We start from the raw sequence: 22132 nt of genomic DNA, 5'->3' as shown, positions 1-22132 counted from the left end.
GTAAGCGGGCCTCGTCCTGCCGGAGACAGGCCCGGGACGAGGCTCCGCCGGCAGCGGCTCACGCCCTGCCGCCCGGATGGGTGCCGGACGGCCAATGGCTTCGAGCGGGCCGGCGGCCCGGCCTTGCCGGGTTATCCCAGCCTAGGCCGAACGGAAGGTCGTCAAAGCCCCGCGGCGCTGTCAGAATCGGGACGGGCGGAGTGTGCGCGGCTCGCGGCCTGGCCGGACCTCTCGGACGTGGCGCGTCGAGAGCACCACCCGGCATGACCGCTGCCGCGCACGAGCGGAAGTGCAGTCATGGTGACCCACAGCGAGTTGGTGGACCGCGTCTACGAGGCGGCGATGCTGCCCGAACTCTGGCCGTCGGTGCTGGCGGACCTGTCGCGCTTCGCCGATGGCGACGGCGCGCTGCTGTTCACGATCGACGGGGGCGACTTCCGCTACGTGGCCTCGGACGGCCTCGACGCGACCGTGGCGGAATACGTCGCCGCGGGCTGGCCCGCCCGCACCGACCGGGCGGCCCGGCTGTTCGAGCGCCAGCACGCCGGCTTCCTCACGGATCTCGACGTCTATACGCCCGCCGAGATCGAGGATGAGCCGGTCTACCGCGACTTCCTGCGCCCGCGCGGACTCGGCTGGGGAGCGGCGAGCGCCATCGTGGTGCCCACCGGCGACTGCCTCGTCGTCGACGTGGAGCGCCGGCACGCCAGGGGACCGGTGCCGCCCGAGGCGGTGGCGCGGCTCGACCGCCTGCGCCCGCATCTCGCGCGTGCCGCCACCCTGTCGGCGCGGCTGCGGCTCCAGACCCTGCGCGGCGCCGCGCAGGCGCTCGACACGCTGGGCCTGCCCGCCGTGGTGCTCGGCGGCCAGGGGCAGATCCTGGCGATGAGCGAGACCTGCGAGGGGCTGCCCCCGGGGCTCCTGACGGAGGGCCGCCGCCTCGTCCTCGGGGATGCGGGGGCGGACCGGCTTTTTGCGCTGGCCCTCGACGGCCTCGGCCACGAGGATCGTCCGAGCGTGCGCTCGATTCCGCTGCCGGCGGGCGAGGGCCGCGAGCCGATGATCCTCCACGTGGTGCCGGTCCGGCGGGCGGGGGCCGACCTGTTCGCGGCAGCCTCCAGCCTCGCGGTGATCACGCCGCTGACGCGCAAGGCCCCGCCCTGCCCATCCGTGCTGGAGGGCCTGTTCGACCTCACCGGCGCTGAGGCCCGCGTGGCGCGGGGCATCGCGGCCTGCCGCACCGTCGAGCAGATCGCGGGCGAGTTCGGCCTCTCGCGCGAGACCGTGCGCTCGCAGCTCAAGGCCGTCCTGGCCAAGACCGGGCTGAGCCGCCAGTCGGAGCTGGTGGGCCTCCTCGCGGCCGGCACGCTGCCGGGCGTGTTCTGAGCCGCGGCACCCCGGGCGCCCCGGTCCCGATCTTCCGCCGCTCCCCGTTCCCGGGTCTGCGGCCGCGGCACCGCGCCGTCCGCCGGAGGCTCAGCGCCGGGCCGGGACTCCCGCCGCGTGCTTCGCCGAAACCAGGATGACAACACCGTTGCGGCGGCGGTGAACCGGGCGCCTGCCCGGTCTTCGTGGCTCATGCGCCTGTCGTCGGTACCGCCCGCGGGGATGAAGGCGATCCGGGCCATGACCTTGCCATGATGGCGCCGCGCCGCGAGAGGCCGCTCCCGCCTTCTTGCCCGGGGCGGCATAGAATCGATCCCGCTCAATGCTGGCTTCTCCCAAGGAATCATGAGCAACGGCGATTGACTTAAGGTCGTCATCACCCATTTGGGTGAAATGCGGGACTGCGCGGATCAACGATCGCGCGGGCCCGCATGACGCCGGCGTGACGAACGGGCCGGCGTTCCCAAGCGAGCACCGAAAGGTGCCGTGAACTGCGGGATCAAGAGGACTGGGTACATGACGGCAGAGAAAACCGTGCAGACGGACACATTCGTCTCCCTGGCGAGCGATATCGTCTCGGCGTATGTCGCCAAGAACGCCGTTCCGGTGGGCAGCCTGCCGGAGCTGCTGAGCTCCGTGCACGGCGCCTTGCGGTCCCTGGGACGGGACGGGGCTCCCGCCGCTCCGGAGAAGCCCGTTCCGCCGGTGGCGATCCGCAAGTCCGTGACGCCGGACTATCTCATCAGCCTGGAGGACGGACGGCAGTACAAGTCGCTCAAGCGCCACCTCGCCACCCGCGGTCTCACCCCCGAGCAGTACCGCCAGAAGTGGGGCCTGCCGCCGGACTACCCGATGGTGGCGGCGAGCTACGCGGCGCAGCGCTCCGACCTCGCCAAGAGCATCGGTCTCGGCCAGAAGCGCCGCCCGGCCGCCTGAGCGGGTCGCGGACGAGGGCCTGCACGGCCGCTCCGCCGCACCAGCGACCTCGGCAGGCGAGCGTGGCTTGCCGAGCCGACCGCCGTCATGACGCCCGACCCGGTCGGGCGGTATGACGCAGAGGCAGACCCGCCCCCCGTCCCGGTCACCAGATCTCGGCATCCGAGCCGCCGGAACCACCGCCCTCGGCTGCAGGCTAACCCGCAATCGCGGTCCTTCCATCCCGCCTGCCGCAAGATCAACGGCGTATCCTCCGCCGCCGAGATGCCTCCGAGTGCCGCGCTCGATTGCCGCTGCGCGCAACGGCCCGACGAGCACGCACGAAGCCCCTGTCTGCCGCAGCGTCAACCATTCCGATAACGTTAGGTCCTAGAAGCGGTCAGACGCGACGGTGTCGGAGGATGCCGTCGGATCTGGCGGATGGGACACGGCGGTGTCGGAACGGGCGTGCGGGCGTCGGGGGCGATCCTTCGGACGCGATCGAAAGGGGTCCATCCTCGCCATCCTCGGCGTGGCCTTGCCCGTGCTCGTCATGCTGGCCTTCGGCACCGTGGAATACGGCACGCTCCTGCACCGGCGCGCCACGCTGCAGACCGCCGTGGACGAGGGCGTGCTGGCGGCCGGCAACATGCTCAAGCTCGCCAACACCCTGGATCCGGTGGTGATCGCAGCGGCGACCCACGTCATCGCCCAGCGGGCCGCGACGCCGCCGGACCGCAGCGCCACCATCAGCGTCCGGGTGCTCGATCGGCGCACGAGCGTCGAGGCGCAGGTCGAGGAGACGGTCCCCTCCCTGATGGGGCGCCTGATGAACCTCCCCAACACCACCATCGTGGTGCAGGCGAAGTCGCAGCTCGTGGGCGCGTTGCGGCTCTGTCTGCTCGCCCTCGACGACCAGACCCGGGACGCGTTCCTGCTGCAGAAATCCGCGCAGGTCACCGCGACCACCTGCTCGCTCTACTCCAACTCGCGGCACGCGAGCGGCCTGGCCGGGCGCCACGACGCCACGGCGCGGGCGGCCTCGATCTGCTCGGCGGGCGGCTTCGACGGCAGCAAGGCCAGCTTCCAGCCGTCGCCCGTGACCGGCTGCCCCTCGCTCGGCGATCCGCTGAAGGACCGCGCGCCGCCCCGCGCCGAGACCTGCATCAGCGTTCCGGCATGGCTGAACCCGAAGGGACAGGCCGGCAACACGGTCACGGAATCCGGCTCGCTCGACCCGGGCACCTATTGCGGCGGCCTCACGGTGACCGACACCGCCGTGGTGACGCTGCGCCCCGGCATCTACGTCATCAAGGACGGCCCCCTCCTGGTGACGAAGTCCGCCAGCATCTCCGGCCAGGGTGTCGGCTTCTACTTCATGGGGAACAGGGGAGGCATGCTGCTGGGCAAGAAGACCACGATCAGCCTGACGGCGCCGGTGAGCGGCCCGATGGCCGGCCTGCTGATGATGGAGGAGCGCACGGTGGTCGATCCACGGCCCCTGGCGGTCGATCTGACGGAAGCCTTGCCGCCCCCGCCCGCCCCCGTCGAGGCCCCGCCGATGCGGGAATACCGGATCATCAGCGACAATGCCCGCACGATGCTGGGCACCATCTACCTGCCGGCCGGCCGCCTGATCATCGACAGCAGCAAGCCGGTGGCCGACCAATCCGCCTACACGGTGATCGTGGCGCGGATGATCCATCTCTACGAGGGGCCGAACCTCGTCCTGAACGCCGATTACGCGGGCACCTCCGTGCCGGTGCCGCCCGGCGTCGGGCCGAGAACCGGCACCATCGCGCTGGCCCGCTGAGGCGGGACGTCAGCCCTTGTCGCGCATCAGCCGCGCGCGGTCGCGCTGCCAGTCCCGCTCCTTGGCCGTTTCGCGCTTGTCGTGCAGCTTCTTGCCCCGCCCCAGGCCCAGCTCCACCTTCGCCCGGCCGCGGTCGTTGAAGTAGATCTTGAGCGGGATGACCGTGTAGCCCTCGCGCTGCGTGGCGCCCAGGAACTTGTTGATCTGGCGCCGGTGCAGCAGCAGGCGGCGCGGGCGCTTGGTCTCGTGGTTGAAGCGGTTGGCTTCGAGATATTCGGGAATGTAGGCGTTGAACAGGAAGAACTCGTCGCCGGAGGGGCCGGCATAGGCCTCGCCGATCGTCGCCTTGCCGCCGCGCAGGGACTTCACCTCCGTGCCGGTGAGCGCGATGCCGGCCTCCACCGTGTCGGTGATCTCGTAGTTGAAGCGGGCCTTGCGGTTGTCGGCGACGACGCGGCGGCCGGGTTCGGGCTTGGGGGCCATGCAGGCTGTCTGTCTCGGGCTGTCTGTCTCGGGCGGGGCGCTCAGGCGTTGGCGAGGCCGGCGTGGCGCAGGGCGGCGTCGACGAGGCGGCGCGTGCCCTCCCCCACCGGCACCATCGGCAGGCGCACGTCCTCCTGCATCAGGCCGAGGCGAGCGAGCGCGTACTTGGCCGGCGACGGGTTGGTCTCGGCGAACAGGTGGGTGTGGAGCGGCATCAGGCGGTCCTGAACCGTGAGCGCGGTGCGGTACTCGCCCGCGAGGCAGGCCTCCTGGAAGTCGGCGCAGAGCCGGGGCGCCACGTTCGAGGTCACCGAGATGCAGCCGTGGCCGCCATGCGCCATGAATCCGAGCGCCGTCGCATCTTCGCCAGAAAGTTGGACGAAGTCTTCTCCCATCGCTTGGCGCTGAAGGCTGACGCGGGCCACGTTGGCGGTGGCATCCTTCACGCCGACGATGTTCGGCAATTCGTAGAGCCGCTGCATGGTGTCGACACTCATGTCGATCACCGACCGGCCGGGGATGTTGTAGATCACGATGGGAATGCCGATCGCGTCGTTCACCGCCTTGAAGTGCTGGTACAGCCCTTCCTGGGTCGGCTTGTTGTAGTAGGGCGTGACGATGAGCACAGCGTCCGCCCCGGACTTCTCGGCATGATGGGCGCGCTCGATCGCCTCGGCGGTGGAGTTGGAGCCGGCGCCGGCGATCACCGGCACCCGCCCGCCGGCCTCGTCGATGCAGGCCTCGACCACGCGGTCGTGCTCGGCGTGGCTCAGGGTCGGGCTCTCGCCGGTGGTGCCGGTGGGCACGAGGCCGTGGGTCCCGTTCTCGACCTGCCACGCCACGAAGGCCCGGAACGCGCCTTCGTCGAAGGCACCGTCGCGGAAGGGCGTCACCAGGGCGGTGAACGAGCCGCGGAGGCGCTGCGAAATCTGCGTCGACGTCATGCTGCTGGTCCTCGCCCGGACGGGGCTGCTGCCGCCGGCGCGCTGTCCCGCAGCCGGCGACCGAGACATAGGCCGTCGCCCCGCGCGGCGCAAACCGCAACCGCTACGGTTAATGCGTTCTTAACGCGACGCTTCCACGATGGCGTGTCCGCTCTCGATCGGGGGAACGACGACCATGCAGCTCTCGCCTGAGCGCCGCCGCCTCGCGGCCCTGGCCCTCCTGGCCACCGGTACCGCGATGGCGGGGGTCTGCGGCCACCGGGTCTGGGCGGCCGGCCCCGCAGCCCCGGCCGCCGAGGCGCCCGCGTCCGTGGCGGCCGCTGCGGCGGCGAACTCCGCGCAGGAGCCTCGTCAGGAACTCGGCCAGGAGATCGGCCAAGAGATCCGCCAGGAGATCAGCCGGGAGTTCCGCGACGGGATCGGCGAGGAGGTCGCGGGCGCGCTGCGTGCCGGCGTTCCGCCGGAGGCCCCCGCCGCCAAGGTCTCCACCACCAAGGCCCTCCCGGCCGAAGGCCGGCCGTCCGGCGGCCTGCCGGCGGGAACGACCGCCTACGCCTCGGCCGATCCCGAGGCGCCGATCCCCTTCCCCGGCCCGGACCTGCCCGTCACGCCGCCGGCCCCGGTCCCGACCGTGCCCGATCCGGGCCGCCCGACCCCTGCGGTCGAGGTCGACGCGCCGGCCCTGCGCAGCGCCATCGAGGCCTATCGCCGGGGTCAGGTGGACGAGGGCGACCGGCTCCGGGACGGCTTCCGGGATCCCGCCATCCGCAGCCTGCTCGACTGGGTGGCGATCCGTGCCGGAGCCGGCATCGGCTTCGAGCGGATCGTCGGATTCATCCGCGACAATCCGGACTGGCCGGTCGGCGGCATGATGCGGCGGCGGGCCGAGGAGGCGCTGCTGAGCCAGCGCAAGTCCCCCGGCCTGGTTCGGGCCTACTTCGCCACGCGCAAGCCCGGCAGTGCGCCGGGCAAGTTCGCGCTCGCCCTCGCGCTCAAGGCCGAGGGCCTGAACGAGGATGCGGCTTCGCTGGTGCGCGACCTCTGGCGCGAGGAGAGCTTCGGCCGCACCCTCGAACTCAAGGTGCTCGACGCCTTCCCGGGCGTCGTCACGGAGATCGACCAGCGCTACCGCATGGAGCGGGCGCTGATGAAGGAGGATTGGGAGGCCGCCGGCCGGGCCGCGACCTATGCGGGCAAGAGCTACGGCACGCTGGTGCGCGCCCGCCGCGCCGTGGAGGCAAAGGCGTCGAACGCGCAGAGCGCCCTCGACGCGGTGCCGCCGAGCCTGCGCAACGACTCCTCCTTCCTGTTCTCCCGCGCCCAGCTGCTGCGCCGGCTCGACAAGCCGGTGGAGGCCGCCGCGATCCTGCTCGCCGCCCCGCGCAACCCCGAGGTGCTGGTCGATCCCGACGAATGGTGGATCGAGCGCCGCATCGTCGCCCGCAAGCTCCTCGATGCCGGCGATGCCAGGACCGCCTACGCGGTGGTGGCCGGGCACAGCGCCAAGGTGGTGGAGAAGCGCATCGAGGCGGAGTTCCACGCCGGCTGGATCGCCCTGCGCTTCCTCGACGACGCGGCCCTCGGCGCCAAGCACTTCGCGGCCGCCGCCGAGGTGGCGGAGACGCCGATCTCGGTGGCCCGCGCCGCCTACTGGCAGGGCCGCGCCGCCGAGGCGATGGGCCGCGAGGCCGAGGCGAGGACCTTCTACGAGCGCGCCGCCGCCCTGCCGATCGCCTATTACGGGCAGCTCGCCCGGGCCAAGCTCGGCCGCAGCGACTTCGCCCTGCGCCACCCCGGCACGCTGGAGGGCGCGGCGCGCGCGGCCTTCGACAACCGCACGGTGATCCGGGCGCTGCGCCTGCTCGCCGCCGCCGGGCTCAAGGAGCAGGCGCTGCCGCTCTACATCGACCTCGCCCAGCGCCTCGGCGATCCGGCGGAGCTGAACGCGCTCGGCGACGTCGCGGTGGCGGACAACGACCCGCGCGCGCTGGTGGCGCTCGGCAAGGTCGCAGTGCAGCGCGGCCTGCCGCTCGACCCGCACGCCTACCCGACCATCGGCATCCCGGCCTACGAGGCCTCGGCGGCGGTGCCGCTGGTGGAGAAGGCGATGGTCTTCGCCATCGCCCGCCAGGAGAGCCAGTTCGACCCGCGGGCGCAATCCGGGGTCGGCGCGCGCGGCCTGATGCAGATGATGCCGGCCACCGCCCAGCGCACCGCCCGGCGGGTCAGCGCCGCCTTCGACGTGGGCCGCCTCATCAGCGATCCGGCCTACAATGCCCGCCTCGGCCACGCCCATCTGGGCGAGCTGATGGAGGATTGGCGCGGCTCCTACATCCTCGCCTTCGCCTCCTACAACGCGGGCGGCGGCAACGTGAAGAAGTGGATCGACGCCTACGGCGATCCCCGCAATCCCGGCGTGGACCCGGTGGACTGGGTGGAGCGGATCCCCTTCACGGAGACCCGCAACTACGTCCAGCGCGTGACCGAGAACCTGCAGGTCTACCGCAACCGCCTGGACGGCAAGAGCGCGCTCCTGATCCAGGACGACCTGCGGCGCGGCGCGAAGTAGCGCCCGCCCCCTACTCCGCCAGCAGCTTCGTGGTCTCGCGGAACGGGTGGGCCGGATAGGTGCCGATGATCCGCAGCTCGCGGGAGAAGAACGCGAGTTCGTCGAGCGCCCGGCGCAGCGGGGCCTCCTCGGGATGGCCGTCGACCTCGGCGTAGAACTGCGTCGCGGTGAACTGGCCCTCGACCATGTAGCTCTCGAGCTTCGTCATGTTGACGCCGTTGGTGGCGAAGCCCCCGAGCGCCTTGTAGAGCGCCGCCGGCAGGTTGCGCACGCGGAAGACGAAGCTCGTCACGGTGGGGCCGCTGTCGGGCGGCGGCGGGGCCGGCTCGCGCGCGAGCACCACGAAGCGCGTGGTGTTGTGGGCCTCGTCCTCCACGTCCTCCTCCAGGATCGCGAGGCCGTAGATCTCGGCGGCGAGCCGCGGCGAGAGGGCGGCCCGGGTCCGGTCGCCGCTCTGGGCGACCTCGCGCGCCGCGCCCGCGGTGTCGCCCGCGACCACGGCCTTGAGGCCGAGGCGCCGGATCAGCCGGCGGCACTGGCCCAGCGCGTGGACGTGGCTGTGCACGGTCCGGATGTCGCCGATCGCGGTGCCCGGCAGCGCCATGAGCTGGAAATGGATCGGCAGGAACTGCTCGCCGACGATGTGCAGGCCGGAGGCCGGCAGCAGGTGGTGGATGTCCGCCACGCGGCCCGCGATGGAGTTCTCGATCGGGATCATCCCGAGCTGCGCCGTGCCGTCCACCACCGCGGCGAACGCGTCCTCGAAGGTGGCGCAGGGCAGCGGCGTCCAGTCCGGATAGGCGTCGGCGCAGATCAGGTGCGAATTCGCGCCCGGCTCGCCCTGGTAGGAGATGACGTGGCTCATCGGAGGAGACTCTCGGGGCTGTCGCCCGGTGGATCAGTTGAGGCGCCGCGCGGCCAGCACGGCGCGGGCGCGGTCGAGGTCGTGGGGCGTATCGACGCCGAGCGGAACGTCGTCCACCAGCACGGCATCGATGCGCAGGCCCGCCTCCAGCGCGCGCAGCTGCTCCAGCTTCTCGCGCTGCTCCAGCGGGCTCGGCGGCAGGGCGACGAAGCGCTCCAGCGCCCGGCGGCGATAGGCGTAGAGGCCGATGTGATGGTAGAGCGGCCCGTCGCCCCAGGGGGCGGTGGCGCGGGTGAAATAGAGGGCGCGCAGGCGGGTCGGCGTGAGCCGGGTGCCGACGAGCTTGACCACGCTCGGCTCCATGCGCTCCTCCTCCCGCACGATCTCGGCGCAGAGCGTGGCGATGTCGACCGCCTTGTCGGCGAGGGGCGTCACGGCGGCGGCGATGATCGCCGGATCGATGGTCGGCAGATCGCCCTGCACGTTGACCACCACGTCGTGGCGGCCCTCGGGATCGATCACCGCCAGCGCCTCGGCGAGGCGGTCCGAGCCCGAGGGATGGTCGGGCCGGGTCATCACCGCAAGGCCGCCCACCGCCTCGATCGCGGCCACCACCGCCGGGGTGTCGGTGCAGACCACCACCGGTCCGACCCCGGATTCGATCGCCCGGCGCCAGACATGCACGATCATCGGCTCCCCCAGGATGTCGGCGAGCGGCTTCTCGGGCAGGCGGGTGGCGGCCAGGCGGGCCGGGATCAGGATCAGGGGATCGGACATGCGAGGGAGCGGGATTCCGCGGGATCGTTCTGAACCGGGGGCTCCATAGAGCATTTCCGTCCGGTATGGACACCTCGTCCGCACAGAAATTCGCGCCGGCGCCATGCCGCTGGACGGCGCTGCGACCAACCGACAGGGTCCTGCACCATTGTCAACGTCATCGCAGAACGGCTAAGCACCCGCGCGAGTTCGCACCGCGCGGCCCTGCGGCCGGTCCTGCATTCCTCACCCGCCTACGAGGCCCTGCTCGTTCGAGCACCGGAGCTGCCGAGACATGGATTCCTTCGAGCTTAACAAGATCGCCGGCGCCGTGCTGGGCGCGCTGCTCCTCGCGATGGGCACGGGGTTTCTGGCCGAGTTGATCTACAAGCCGAAGCCCGCGGGCGACCGCGGCTATCCGCTGCCGGCCGCGCAGGAGACGGCGGGCGGCGCCCCGGCGGAGGCGCAGAAGGAGGAGCCGCTGCCGGTGCGGCTGGCCAGCGCGGACGCCACCAAGGGCCAGTCGGCCGCCAAGAAGTGCGCCGCCTGCCACAGCTTCGACAAGGGCGGCCCGAACAAGGTCGGCCCGAACCTCTACGAGGTCGTTGGCCGCGCCAAGGGCGGCCACGAGGGCTTCAACTACTCGGCCGCGCTGAAGGCCAAGGGCGGCGAGTGGACCTACGACGACCTCGACCACTTCATCCGCGCGCCGAAGGGCTACATCTCGGGCACCATCATGGCCTTCGCCGGCGTCTCCTCCGGGGCGGAGCGGGCCGACATCCTGGCCTACCTGAAGACCCTCTCGGACAAGCCCGTGGAGTTCCCCAAGCCCTGACCCCCGAGCCCTGACGGGCGAGGCGGCCTGCATCGCAAGGCCGGGCTGTCGCCCGGCCTTCGTCGTTTCGGGCAGGGCCCTGCGCGCCGCCTTGCTCGCGCCGAAAACCGGGCGATGATGGGCCGGATGCGGCCGCGCCCGGCGGGGCGCCGCAGCAGGAATTCCGGCAGGACGGCGCCACGCGCCGGGCTGCATCCGCGAGGTGGCTCTCCGTGTCGCTCCGTTCGCTCGGCTGGCTTACCGGCCTTCCCGTTCTCGCCGGTCTCGGCTTGGCGACCGTGCCGTGGATCGAGCCGGGTCTCGACCGGGACCTGACCGCCCCGGCCGAGGCCGTCGCGACCGCCACGTCGGGCGAGGCGGGCGAGCCGTGGCTCAGGATCGAGCGGCGCGGGCGCGACCTCGTCGCGCTCGGCGACGCGCCGACCCCGGCGGAGCGCGACGCCGCCCTCGACCGCTTGGCGGACCTGTCGGGACCGCGGCGGATCATCGACCGCGTCGGCGTGATCGGCGAGCAGAGCCCCTTCGTCTGGAGCGCGGCGCGGCGCGACGACGACCGCATCGACCTCCTGGGCTACCGCCCGGCCGAGACGCGGCGATCCGTGCTGACGGAGCGCTTCGGCGCGATCCTGCCCGAGGGGGTGACCCTGCGCGACCATGCCCGCGCGGCCCGGGGCGCGCCGGCGGGTTTCGCCGAGGCCGCCGACTTCCTGCTGCGCCAGGTCGTCCGCCTCGGCCCGGGTGCCACCGCGAGCCTGCGCGACCGCACGCTCACGCTGCAGGGCGAGGCGGCGAGCGTGGACGCCTACGAGGCGGTCCGCGCCGATCTCGCGCGCCCGCCCGCCGGATTCGTGCTCGGCGACGGGGCGCCCGAACCCGCGACCGTGAAGCCCTTCACCTGGGCGGCGGCCCGCGCGCCCGACGGCAGCATCCGGCTGTCCGGCCACACCGTGTCGGAAGCCGAGCGGGCGGCGATCGTGGGCGCGGCCCGGGCGCTGGCGAACGGCGCGCCGGTCGAGGATGCCATGCGCACCGCCCGCGGCCTTCCCGCCGGCGTCGATGCGCGGGCGCTGACCGAGCGGGCCTTCGCGGCGCTGGCGCTGGTGCGCGACGGCAGCGTCGCCCTGGAGGGCTCGGCCCTCTCGGTGCGCGGCGCGGCCATCGACGCGCAGGCGGTGCAGGAGGCGGATGCCCTCACCACCGGGAGCCTGCCGGACGGCGTCACCCGCGGCAGCGTCGACCTGACGGCGAGTCCCGTCTCGCCCTACGTGGTCGGCATCCGGCGCGCCGGCGAGACCGTAACCCTCACCGGGCACCTGCCGGACCCTGCGAGCCGCGCCGCCCTCCTCGCCGCCCTGCGTCCGCACTTCTTCGGGGAACGCATCCTGGACCGCACCCGCCTGGCCGAGGGCGCCCCGCCCGATCTGGTGCGGGCCCTGCAGGCCGCGGCGGCCCCGCTCGGGCAGCTCGCGGCCGGCGAGGTCACGGCAACCGACCAAGTGCTGCGGATCGCGGGCGAGAGCCTCTATCCCGAGAGCGCGCGCCGCCTCTCGGGCACCGCGGACCGGCTCGCCCCGCCCGGCTGGCGCGCCGAGATCGCCGTGAAGGCCCGGGATGCGCCGGCGCTGCTCGACGACGCCGCCTGCCGCACGGCCTTCGACGCGCGGCTCGCGACCCCCACCGTCCGCTTCGCTCCCGGCAGCGCCGACCTCCAACCGGACTTCTACCCGCTGCTCGACGACCTCGCGGCCCTCGCCCGCTCCTGCCCGGACGAGCGCATCGAGGTCGCGGGCCACGTCGATCCGCCCGGCACCGCCCCGCCGCCGGTCCCGAAGCCGCCCGCGCCAGCGGCGCCGAAGGGCAAGGCCGCCAACGCGAAGAAGCCCGACCCCAAGGCCGCCGAGAAGGCCGGCGAGGAGAAGGCCGCCGAGGCGGCGATGCCGGATGTGGGCCTGCCGCAGCGGCGCGCCGCCGCGATCGTCGACTACCTGCTCAAGGCCGGCGTGCCGGCCCAGCGCGTGGGGCCGGGACCGGCCGAGACCATGGCCGAGCGCGGGGCCGTGGCGTTCGCGCTGTCGAGGGCGCGGTGACGCTGCTCGTCGCCCAGCTCTGGCCCGCCGCCCTGGCCGCGCTGCTGCTCGGCCTCGCGGTGGGCTGGTGGTTCGGCTGGCCGGGCGACCGCGCCGCCCACGCCGCGGCCGTGCTGATCGCCGCGGGCGCCCTCGTCCTCGCGGCGGTGGCGGGCGGCGCGATCGTGCCCGGGGAGCCGGGCCTGTGGGTCGAGACGGCGGCCCTGCTGCTGGTGCCCTACGCCATCGGCTGCGTCGCGGGCGCCGCGCTCCTGCGGCGCGGCCCGGCCCCGGAGGCGCCGCGCCGCCCGGACGGGGCCGCCAAGGGCTGAGAACGCGCCGTTTGCACGCGCTGCCCGGCGCTGCTATCCCGCAGCGCGGCTCGCGGCGAGAGCCGGACGGGAGCGGCGGATGGCAGCGCGGCGGGGCGAAGCGCGACGACGGCGGGACTGATCCGCCGCCCGTCCCCGTTCCGATTGCGCGAGCTTCGTCCGTGAGCAGCCTTCCCCTCGTCATCCGTCCCGAAACCACGCGCGACGCCGAGGCGATCGAGCGCCTGCACGAGCGCGCCTTCGGCCCCGGCCGCTTCGCCCGCACCGCGTATCGCCTGCGCGAGGGGGTGAGCCACCTGCCCGCCCTCTCCTTCACGGCGCTCGTCGGCACGCTCCTGGTCGGGTCGGTGCGCGTTTCGCCGGCGCGGGCCGGCGGCTCCCCCGCGCTGGTGCTGGGTCCGCTCACGGTCGACCCGGCCTTCGGCAGCCGCGGCATCGGGGCGGCGCTGACCACCGCCTCGATCGAGGCTGCGCGCGCGCAGGAGCACCGGATCGTGCTGCTCGTCGGCGACGCGCCCTACTACGCCCGGTTCGGCTTCCGTCCGGTCCCGCCCGGGCGCCTGACGCTGCCGGGTCCGGTCGACCCCGCCCGCCTGCTTGCGCTGGCGCTCCGCGAGGGCGCGCTCGACGGTGTGTCGGGCGCGGTGGTCGGGGGAGCTTGAACGCACCCTGCGTCGGCACGCCTGAGAGAACGAACCGCTTCGGCAAGAGGTCAGGCGCGCCCGCGCCGCCCCTCGGCGAGCCACATGGCGAGCACCGCGGCGGTGAGGAGCGCCAGGGCCACGAGTCCGAGCGCCAGGGGATAGACCGAGACGCCCCGCACCACCGCGCTGTCGCTCGGCCGGAAGCCGATCCACTCGGCCCCGGCGAGCCGGCCCGAGCGGGCGATCTGGAGCCGCGGCACCGTCGCGGCGCCGCCGGCCTCGGCGAGGCGACGCACCGAGCCGCCCGTGGCCTCGGCCACCGGGCGCAGCCGCTCGGTGTCGCTGAACACGTCCACGAGTTCGCGCGGATTGGCCGGGCCGACGCTCACGAAGGTGACGAGGCTGCCCGAGCGCAGGGTGTGCAGGCCGAGTTCCCCCGCCTCGAAGGCGGTGGCGAACAGGCCCGGCTTCTCGGGATCCAGGGTGAGCGTGCGGGTCGTGCCGTTCGGCGCCGTGACGGTGACGGGCTCGGCGGAATCCGACATGGTCTGGCGCTCGACGCGCACCTCGCGGCCGTGGCCGGTGGCGGCGGCGCGCAGCGCCTCCTCCTCCAGCGCCGGCTCCTTCATCAGCCAGTGGCCGAGGCGGCGCAGCAGGTCGAGATGCGGCCCGCCCTCCTGGTAGCCGCGCGCCCACAGCCAGGCGTGGTCGGAGAGCAGCAGGGCGACCCGGCCCTTGTCCTCGCGGGACAGGGCCAGGAGCGGCAGCGCGTCGGCGCCCGCCATGATCGGGGTGATGCCGGGCCGCACCGCCGCCCCGATCACCCGCAGCCAGTCGCCCCAGGCCGGCGGGTTCGCCTCCGAGCCCGGCAGGTCCCGGGTGACGGGATGGCGCTGGCCGCTGCCCGTGAGGGCGGCCTTGTAGGGCCGCTCGACCACGCGCCCGTTCGGCTCGCCGGGCAGGATCGCGGACAGCCGGGTGCGCGCGAGGCTCGCCGCGGAGGCGAATTCGGGTCCCGCCGCGATCAGCAGCGCCCCGCCCTCGCGCACGTAGCGCACGATGTTGTCGAAGTAGCTCGACGGCAGCACGCTCTGGTTGGCGTAGCGGTCGAAGATGATGAGGTCGAAATCCCGGATCTTCTGCTGGAACAGCTCGCGGGTCGGGAAGGCGATCAGCGAGAGTTCGGAGATCGGGGTGCCGTCCTGCTTCTCGGGCGGGCGCAGGATGGTGAAGTGCACCAGATCGACGTTGGCGTCGGACTTGAGCAGGTTGCGCCACGTGCGCTCGCCCGCATGCGGCTCGCCGGACACGAGCAGGACGCGCAGCTTCTCGCGGATGCCCTCGATGGGCAGCACCGCCCGGTTGTTGGCGGTGGTGAGTTCGCCCGGCAGCGCCTCGGCCTCGATCTCCACCACGTTGGGACCGCCGTGCTCGATGCGCAGGGTCAGCGCGAAGGGGCGCCCGGTGCGCACGGTCTGGCGGGCCACCTCCTCGCCGTCGCGGCGCACCGTCACCACGGCCGAGCCGGTGCCGCCGCGCTCCATCACCTCGGCGCGCACCGTCTGCTCGCGCCCGACGATGCCGAAGCGCGGCGCCTCGATCAGGCGGATCTGCCGGTCGCGCTCGTCCGGCCGGCCGGTGACGAGGACGTGCAGCGGCGCCCGGAAGCCGAGGGCCGCCGCATTGGCCGGGATGTCGTGGACGACACCGTCCGTCACCATGACGACGCCGGCGAGCCGGTCCGGCGGCACGTCGGCCAGGGCGTTCGAGAGGGCGGTGAACAGCTTGGTGCCCTCGTCGCTACCGGCCTCCGGCACCTCGATGAAGCGCGGCTCGATCTCGGTGAGGCCGCCGAAGCGGCGCTGCAACTCCGCCCGGACCTGATCGGTCATGGCCGGCCGGTCGCCGAGGCCCTGGGAGCCCGAGCGGTCGATGACGACGGCGGCGATGTCCCTGACCGGCTCGCGCTCCTCCTGGACCAGCGACGGGTTGGCGAGCGCCGCCAGCACCAGGGCGAGGACGAGGACGCGCAGCAGCGCCACCGGCCCGCGGGCGAGGAACGCCACCACGCCGAGGAGCACGATGACGGCGGCGAGGCCCCAGAGGACCGGGACCGGGAGCAGGGGCGAGAGGCTCAGGCTCAGCATGGGGACACCTCAGCGCCTCGACGCCGCCGCCCCACGGGGCGCGGGGATCGCGAACCTCATTGCCCTAGCCGCTCCAGCAGGGCCGGCACGTGCACCTGATCCGCCTTGTAGTTGCCGGTGAGCGCGTACATCACGAGGTTGACCCCGCCCCGGAAGGCCATCTCGCGCTGGCGCGGGTCGCCGCCGACCACCGGATAGAGCGCCTCGCCGCGGCGGCCCACCGCCCAGGCGGAGGCGAGGTCGTTGCCGGTGATGACGATGGGCGAGACGCCGTCGCCCGCCCGGGCCGGGCGGCGCTCGGCGCCGTCGCCCGCGGGCGGCAGGGCCTCGACCCAGGTCTGGCCGTTGGCGTAGCGGCCCGGGAAGCTGTCCACGAGGTAGAACGCCTTGGTCAGCACGTGGTCGCGCGGCACCGGCTCCAGTTCGGGCACTTCGAGGGTCGCCAGCATCCGCTGGAGATAGAGCCCCTCCGGCGTCGGCGGCCCCCCCGACCGGGCGGTCATGGCGTCGCGGGTGTCGAACACCACGGTGCCGCCGTTCTTCATGAAGGCGTCGATGCGCCGGATCGCGGCCTCGCCCGGCTGCGGCCGGCCTGGGACGATCGGCCAGTAGATCAGCGGGTAGAAGGCGAGTTCGTCCTTCGCCGGATCGACGCCCGCCGGATCGCCGGGTTCGAGGGCGGTGCGACTCGACAGCATCTGGGTGAGGCCGGCGAGACCCGCCCGGCTGGTCTCGTCGACGGCGGCATCGCCCGTGATCACGTAGGCCATGCGGGTGACGAGGGCGGATTCGATGCCGTTCGGCCGGTTGGCCACGGCCTCGGCCGCGCGGACCGGGTCCGGCGCGCCGGCCAGGACCATCGGCAGGACCAGCGGCAGCAGCAGCGCCGCCGTGGCGGGCCGGCGCCAGCGCGCCGCCATCAGGCCGAGGAAGCCGCCGAGCCACAGGGTCGCCAGCGTGTCGAGGGCGAGGAGCCCGAGCGCCAGGAGGAAGAGCGGGCCGCGCAGGTCGCGCATGCGTGCCTGTTCGAGGCCGCCGAAGCGGGCCGATACCAGGGGCGCGTAGTCGAGGGGGCGCAGGCGGTCGTCGGGCCTGAGCGCATTGACCGCGAGCCCACCGTCGGGCGGGCCGTAGAAGCCCGGCGGATGCTCGGCCGTCGCGCGCTCGGTGTAGGTGGCCGGCACCGCGCGGGCGGTGGCGGGCGGGGCGACGAAGGCCCCGAACCCGTCGAGGACCAGGCGCGGGGCCAGCACCGGCGGCGGCCCGGCCTGCGGGCCGCCCTCCAGCGGGGGATTGGTGCCCGCGAGCGCCACCGTGCGGCGCAGCATGTCGAGGAAGAGACCGGAGAGGGGCAAGTTCGACCACGTGGTATCGGCAGTGACGTGGACCAGCACCAGCAGGCCCTCACCCCGCTTGGCGGCCGTTACAATCGGCGTGCCATCCTCCAGCGCCGCCCAGGTCTTGCGCGCGAGGTCGCCGTCCGGCTCGGCCAGGATCTGGCGGCGCACGCCGATATCGGCCGGGGGCTTGAGGCCGGAGAAGGGGCTCTCGGGGGCGAAGGGGGCGAGCGTCTTGGGGCTGTCCCACGAGAGGGCGCCGCCGAGCACCCGCCCGCCCCGGCGCAGGCGCACCGGCACGAGGTCGTCGCTGCCGGCCGCGAGGCGCGGGCCGGCGAAGCGCAGCAGGAGCCCGCCCTTCTCGACGAAGCGGCCGACCCGCTCCAGCGTGGCCGGGTCGAGGGCGCCGACATCGGCGAGCACCAGCACCGAGACCTGCGCATCGAGCATCTGCCCGACCGATTCCGCCACGCCCTTGCCGCCGCGCGGCTCCTGCACGTCTGCGAAGGGCGAGAGGGCGCGGGACAGGTAGTAGGTCGGCGAGAGGAGCGGCTGGGCCTGGTCCGCCGTGCCGCCGAACACCAGACCGACCCGCCTGCGGCGTCCCCGCTCGTCGGCAAGCGTCACGGCGGCGGCCGAGCGCTCGCCCACGATCTCGAAGCGGGCGATGGCGTTGCGGATCTCCACCGGCAGGTCGAAGCCCACCTCGGCCTCGGTCGCCCCGCCCGTAAAGGCGAAGGGGCCTTCGGCGAGCGCCAGCCCCTTGGCGTCGACCGCCCGCACGGCGCCCGCCTCGCGGCCGTTCGCCTCCGCGCGCACCACGCGCACGCCGATGCGCCCGCCGCTGCCCTCCGGCCCGGCGAGCGCCAAAGCCGCGGCGCGGTCGCCCTTGAGCACCGTGAGCGCGGCCGCGCCCTTGGCCGCGGCCTCCGCGAGCCCGGCGGGAAAGCGCCCGGCCTCCGCGCCCCCGACCCCGTCGCTGATCCAGACCACGGCACTGCCCGGCGCCCGTTCCAGGAAGGCCGCGATGGCCGGCAGGTGCGCCTCGCGCTCGGCGAGGTGGGGCTGCGGCCGCACGGCGCGCAGGCGCTCCAGCGCCGGCCCGGGGCCGGTCGCGTCGAGCCCCGCGGGCGCGGTGGCGGTGGGCAGGAGCGCCACCGGCCGGCCGGCGCGGGCCGCCGCCTCGATCTCGTCGGTGGCGATCCGCACCCGGTCGCGCCAGTCCTGCGCGGCGGTGGCGCCGTTGTCGAGGATGAGGAGCAGGGGCGTGCGCCCGTCGCCCAAAGCCGGGGCGGCCGGGTTCCAGACCGGCCCGGCCACCGCCAGGATCAGGCAGGCGGCGGCCAGAAGGCGCAGGATCAGCAGCCAGGGCGGCGTGCGGGCCGGCGTCTCGCGCTCGGGCAGGAGGTCGGCGAGGATGCGCAGCGGCGGGAAGTCGATCCGGCGCGGGCGCGGCGGCGTGACCCGGAGCAGGTACCACAGGGCCGGCAGCGCCAGGAGGGCGCCGAGCGCGAGCGGAGCCGCGAAACTGAGGGGCAGGCCGAGCATGCGGTGAACCTCCCTCAGCCCGCCGCGCGGGCGGCGACGAGCGTCACGAGACGCAGGGCCGCCTCGCTCGCCGGGCGGTCGGTGCGGTGGAGACCGAAGGTCCAGCCGTGGCCGCGGGCGATCTCCGCCAACGCGTCGCGATGGGCCTGGATCCGCGCCCGATAGGCGCTGCCCCAGGCCGCCGCGTCGCCGACGCGCAGCGACAGCCCGGCTTCGAGGTCGTGCAGTTCCGCCTCGCCCGCGAACGGGAAGGTTTCCTCCACCGGATCGACGATCGCCACGAGGTGGCCCCGGCAGCCCGCCCCGGCGATGCCGGCGACCGCGGCCCGCACCTCGTCGAGGGGCGAGAGGAAGTCGCCGATCAGCACCGCCTCGTCGAACCGCGCCACGGGAGCGCGCGGCGGCAGATCCTCGTCGAGGCCGGCGGCGTCCGCGGCGAGGGACTCGGCCACCCGCTCGACGATGGAGCGGGTGGCCTGCGGCCGCGAGAGGCCCAGCAGCCCTACCCGCTCGCCCGCCTCCACGAAGGCGTCCGCGAGCGCGAGGCCGAGCACGAGGGCGCGTTCGACCTTCGGGCAGAGGGCCAGCGAGGAGGAGAAGCCCATCGAGGCGGAGCGGTCGATCCAGAGCCAGACGTTGTGGGCCGCCTCCCACTCGCGTTCGCGCACGTAGAGCCGGTCGTCGCGGGCCGAGCGGCGCCAGTCGATGCGGCCCGCCGCCTCCCCGGCCACGAAGGGCCGGAACTGCCAGAAGCTCTCGCCCGGGCCGGCGCGGCGGCGCCCGTGCAGCCCGTGCGAGAGGGTGGCGGCGACGCGGCGCGCCTCCAGGATCAGGCGCGGCATCCGCTCGGCGAGCGTCAGCGCGCTCTCGGTTTCCCGCCGTCCGGGGGAGCGTCCGCCGGGGCTGAGGACGCGGGTCGATGCCATGCGGCTCTCAGAGCCGCGCGGTCAGGCGGCCGACGAGGCCCGGGATGGTCTCCCCGTCCGCCCGGGCCGCGAAGGTCAGCGCCATGCGGTGCTTGAGCACCGGCTCGGCGAGCGCCGCCACGTCGTCCGTCGAGGGGGCGATGCGGCCCTGGATCAGGGCGCGGGCGCGCACGGCCAGCATCAGGGCCTGGCTGGCGCGCGGCCCGGGTCCCCACAGCAGCTTGCCGGCGATCTCGGGGGCGCCGCCCTCCGGCCGGGCCGCGCGCACGAGGTCGAGGATCGCGTCCACCACGCCCTCGCCCACGGGCAGGCGCCGCACGAGGCGCTGGGCGGCGAGCAGCGCCTCGGTGGCCATCACGGGCTGGGGCCTGTGCTCCTCCGCGCCCGTGGTCTCGAGCAGGATGCGCCGCTCGGCGGCGCGGTCGGGATAGCCGACGTCGATCTCCAGCAGGAACCGGTCGAGCTGGGCCTCGGGCAGCGGGTAGGTGCCCTCCTGCTCGATCGGGTTCTGGGTGGCGAGCACGTGGAACGGCCGCGGCAGGTCGTGCCGGTCGCCCGCCACCGAGACGAAATGCTCCTGCATCGCCTGCAGCAGCGCCGACTGGGTGCGGGGGCTGGCGCGGTTGATCTCGTCGGCCATCAGGAGCTGGGTGAAGATCGGCCCGCGCACGAACCGGAACGAGCGGTGCCGGTTCTGGTCCTCGTCGAGGATCTCGGTGCCCAGGATGTCGGAGGGCATCAGGTCGGGGGTGAACTGCACCCGGCGCGCATCGAGCCCGAGCACGGTGCCGAGCGTCTCGACGAGCTTCGTCTTGGCGAGGCCGGGGAGGCCGACGAGCAGGCCGTGGCCGCCCGCCAGGATGGTCACGAGGGCGAGATCGACCACGCTCTCCTGGCCGAAGATCACCTGATGGATGGCCTCGCGGGCGCGCCCGACGGAGTCCAGGCAGGCTTCCGCCGCGGTCACGATGCCGTCGTCCAGGGTCGTCGCGGTGGCCGGCGCGCTGCCGTGTGTCATGCGGGTGTCCTCACCGATCAGCCTCGTCCACGGACCCGCCCCGATCCGCACCAGACCCGGGAGTGTGGAACCCTTGTCCCCCGCGGGCAAGGTCGGCGAGACGACGCAGGCCGCGCTGGGCGCCGGGCATCGGCCCGCGGGACGTCGCGCGGTGGAGCCGTCGAGCCCGCGCCCGCCTCCGTTCCCGAGGGAGATGCATATGCTCCGAAAGACCACAACTTGCATCACCTAAGGGTATTCGGAGGCATTCGCACCGGTTCATCCGACGGAATGTTAACCGCCACATCCTATTCGTCGGAGCGGGAGGGCCTCGTCTTGCAGTGCGATCCGAACCAGCATGCTGCACCGCGGTGGCGTCTGACAGCATGGCTTGCGGCACCCGCCACGACCGTCGAGGCGGAAGTCGCGGCCGAGTTGCGGGCCGGCATGTTCCGGCGGCTGGAAGCGGTGCTGGCGAGTTCGGTCGCCATCGCCCTCGTCGCGGCCCTCATCATGCTGCGCCACCCGGGTTCTCTCGTCTGGGCATGGTCCGCCGCCACGCTGGCGATCCTGCTCGTGCGGGTCGCGGTGGTGATCGCCGCCATGCGGGCCGCCCGGCGGCACCTGCCCCGTTGGGGCTCCGTCCTCACCGACATGTTCATCGTGACGGGCATATTCCCCAATGCCGTGCTGGGACTCGATGCCTTCCTGTGCTTCGCCCTGCGGGACCAGGATCTCGCCCTCGTGGCGGGACTCGTGGCGATCGCGGTGGCCACCTCGCAGAGCGGCCACAGGCCGGGCTCTCCCCGCCTCAACACGGTCTACGCCTGCCTGACCATGATTCCGCTCGCCGCCGGGTTGGTCGTGAGCGGCAACCTGCTCCTGTGCGCTTGCGGCCTGATCCTGGCGCCGATCCACCTCATGACTATCGCCAACATCTCGCGGCATCTCCACGAGGATTTCGTCGCGACCATCATGGCGCGGGTGGAGAACCGGCGGCGCGCCCTCCACTGCGCCCTGACGGGCCTGCCGAACGGGGCCTGCTTCCGGGAGACGCTCTCGGCCGCGCTCGGCGCGGCCGGGCCGCAGCGGCCGGTCGCCGTGCTGTGCCTGGACCTCGACGGCTTCAAGGGGGTGAACGATGCCCTGGGCCACCCCGCGGGAGACGACCTGCTGCAGCAGGTGGCTGGCCGGCTGCGCGGTCTCGCCGGACCATCCGACCTCGCCGCCCGCCTCGGCGGCGACGAGTTCGCGCTGATCCTCCAGGGCAGCGACCTGACGGCGGCCCGGGCCCTCGCGGCCCGCATCGTCGCGGCGATCGGCCAGCCCTTCGTGCTGCACGGCCGGGACTCCGTCGCGATCGGCACCAGCGTCGGGATCGCGGTCGCCGCCACCGCGGTGTCGGACGCCGCGGCGGCCGCGTCCGCCCTGGTGGCGCAGGCGGATGCGGCGCTCTACGCCGCCAAGCGCAGCGGCAAGGGGACGGTCCGCCACCACCGCGACGGCGCGCCGCCCGAGGCCGACGCCGCCGCGCCCGCGCCGCTGCGGGTCCCGGCCTGACCGGGCGGC

The 22132-nt window shown here is 73.9% G+C and carries 17 protein-coding genes; 9 read left to right on the top strand and 8 right to left on the bottom strand.

Annotated features, from left to right (window positions below):
- The first annotated feature begins 297 nt into the window (after nucleotides 1-297).
- The 3 genes from MFF61_RS18435 to MFF61_RS18425 all read left to right on the top strand — a co-directional run bounded on the left by MFF61_RS18435 (nucleotide 298) and on the right by MFF61_RS18425 (nucleotide 4114).
- Nucleotides 298-1386 (top strand): helix-turn-helix transcriptional regulator, encoded by a 1089-nt coding sequence (locus MFF61_RS18435; RefSeq protein WP_238236831.1) that lies wholly within the window; start codon nucleotides 298-300, stop codon nucleotides 1384-1386.
- Between the two features lie 516 nt (nucleotides 1387-1902).
- Entirely contained in the window at nucleotides 1903-2322 is a 420-nt protein-coding gene (locus tag MFF61_RS18430; RefSeq protein WP_238236829.1) for a Ros/MucR family transcriptional regulator, read from the top strand.
- Nucleotides 2323-2713: 391 nt separating this feature from the next.
- Nucleotides 2714-4114: a TadE/TadG family type IV pilus assembly protein gene (locus MFF61_RS18425; RefSeq protein WP_373324737.1), complete on the top strand. Its 1401-nt coding sequence runs from the start codon at nucleotides 2714-2716 to the stop codon at nucleotides 4112-4114.
- A 9-nt stretch (nucleotides 4115-4123) separates the two neighbouring features.
- Here the strand turns inward: MFF61_RS18425 and smpB are convergent, their stop codons facing one another.
- Entirely contained in the window at nucleotides 4124-4597 is a 474-nt protein-coding gene (smpB, locus tag MFF61_RS18420; RefSeq protein WP_238236825.1) for an SsrA-binding protein SmpB, read from the bottom strand.
- A 41-nt stretch (nucleotides 4598-4638) separates the two neighbouring features.
- Nucleotides 4639-5541 carry a 4-hydroxy-tetrahydrodipicolinate synthase gene (dapA, locus tag MFF61_RS18415; protein WP_238236823.1) on the bottom strand — a complete coding sequence of 301 codons (903 nt, stop codon included), beginning with the start codon at nucleotides 5539-5541 and terminating at the stop codon, nucleotides 4639-4641.
- Between the two features lie 175 nt (nucleotides 5542-5716).
- Here dapA and MFF61_RS18410 point away from each other — a divergent pair, with 175 nt between their 5' ends.
- Nucleotides 5717-8110 (top strand): lytic transglycosylase domain-containing protein, encoded by a 2394-nt coding sequence (locus MFF61_RS18410; RefSeq protein ID WP_238236822.1) that lies wholly within the window; start codon nucleotides 5717-5719, stop codon nucleotides 8108-8110.
- A 10-nt stretch (nucleotides 8111-8120) separates the two neighbouring features.
- Here MFF61_RS18410 and MFF61_RS18405 read toward each other — a convergent pair whose 3' ends face one another.
- Nucleotides 8121-8975: a prephenate dehydratase gene (locus tag MFF61_RS18405; protein WP_238236821.1), complete on the bottom strand. Its 855-nt coding sequence runs from the start codon at nucleotides 8973-8975 to the stop codon at nucleotides 8121-8123.
- Between the two features lie 33 nt (nucleotides 8976-9008).
- Entirely contained in the window at nucleotides 9009-9752 is a 744-nt protein-coding gene (locus MFF61_RS18400; protein ID WP_238236820.1) for a 3-deoxy-manno-octulosonate cytidylyltransferase, read from the bottom strand.
- Nucleotides 9753-10026: 274 nt separating this feature from the next.
- On the opposite strand from MFF61_RS18400, the gene MFF61_RS18395 reads away from it, so the two are divergent.
- The 4 genes from MFF61_RS18395 (at nucleotide 10027) to MFF61_RS18380 (ending at nucleotide 13626) form a co-directional block, all read left to right on the top strand.
- Nucleotides 10027-10566, top strand: a complete 540-nt coding sequence (locus MFF61_RS18395; protein ID WP_238236819.1) for a c-type cytochrome — start codon at nucleotides 10027-10029, stop codon at nucleotides 10564-10566.
- A gap of 212 nt (nucleotides 10567-10778) precedes the next feature.
- A complete protein-coding gene (locus MFF61_RS18390) occupies nucleotides 10779-12653 on the top strand; it encodes an OmpA family protein (RefSeq protein WP_238236817.1) in 1875 nt (624 codons plus the stop codon).
- The gene (locus MFF61_RS18385; RefSeq protein ID WP_238236816.1) at nucleotides 12650-12964 is read left to right on the top strand and encodes a hypothetical protein; all 315 of its coding nucleotides are present in this window, start codon (nucleotides 12650-12652) and stop codon (nucleotides 12962-12964) included. Before MFF61_RS18390 ends, MFF61_RS18385 begins: the two co-directional genes overlap by 4 nt.
- A gap of 161 nt (nucleotides 12965-13125) precedes the next feature.
- On the top strand, nucleotides 13126-13626 hold the full coding sequence (locus MFF61_RS18380) for a GNAT family N-acetyltransferase (RefSeq protein ID WP_238236814.1): 501 nt from the start codon (nucleotides 13126-13128) through the stop codon (nucleotides 13624-13626).
- 50 nt (nucleotides 13627-13676) lie between these two features.
- Here MFF61_RS18380 and MFF61_RS18375 read toward each other — a convergent pair whose 3' ends face one another.
- The 4 genes from MFF61_RS18375 to MFF61_RS18360 are packed head-to-tail and all read right to left on the bottom strand — an operon-like array spanning nucleotide 13677 to nucleotide 20584.
- The gene (locus MFF61_RS18375) at nucleotides 13677-15755 is read right to left on the bottom strand and encodes a hypothetical protein (RefSeq protein ID WP_238236812.1); all 2079 of its coding nucleotides are present in this window, start codon (nucleotides 15753-15755) and stop codon (nucleotides 13677-13679) included.
- Between the two features lie 56 nt (nucleotides 15756-15811).
- Nucleotides 15812-18640: a DUF4159 domain-containing protein gene (locus MFF61_RS18370; protein ID WP_238236808.1), complete on the bottom strand. Its 2829-nt coding sequence runs from the start codon at nucleotides 18638-18640 to the stop codon at nucleotides 15812-15814.
- Between the two features lie 14 nt (nucleotides 18641-18654).
- Entirely contained in the window at nucleotides 18655-19566 is a 912-nt protein-coding gene (locus MFF61_RS18365) for a DUF58 domain-containing protein (protein WP_238236807.1), read from the bottom strand.
- A gap of 7 nt (nucleotides 19567-19573) precedes the next feature.
- Nucleotides 19574-20584, bottom strand: coding sequence for an AAA family ATPase (locus tag MFF61_RS18360; RefSeq protein WP_238236806.1), 1011 nt, complete (start codon nucleotides 20582-20584; stop codon nucleotides 19574-19576).
- Between the two features lie 315 nt (nucleotides 20585-20899).
- Here MFF61_RS18360 and MFF61_RS18355 point away from each other — a divergent pair, with 315 nt between their 5' ends.
- Nucleotides 20900-22123 carry a GGDEF domain-containing protein gene (locus tag MFF61_RS18355; protein WP_238236804.1) on the top strand — a complete coding sequence of 408 codons (1224 nt, stop codon included), beginning with the start codon at nucleotides 20900-20902 and terminating at the stop codon, nucleotides 22121-22123.
- The last annotated feature ends 9 nt before the right edge of the window (nucleotides 22124-22132 follow it).

Source organism: Methylobacterium isbiliense, from assembly GCF_022179325.1.
In the GTDB taxonomy this organism is placed as follows: domain Bacteria; phylum Pseudomonadota; class Alphaproteobacteria; order Rhizobiales; family Beijerinckiaceae; genus Methylobacterium; species Methylobacterium isbiliense.
Note: the sequence above shows the minus strand (reverse complement) of the source record. Positions and strands in the feature narration are given on the sequence as shown.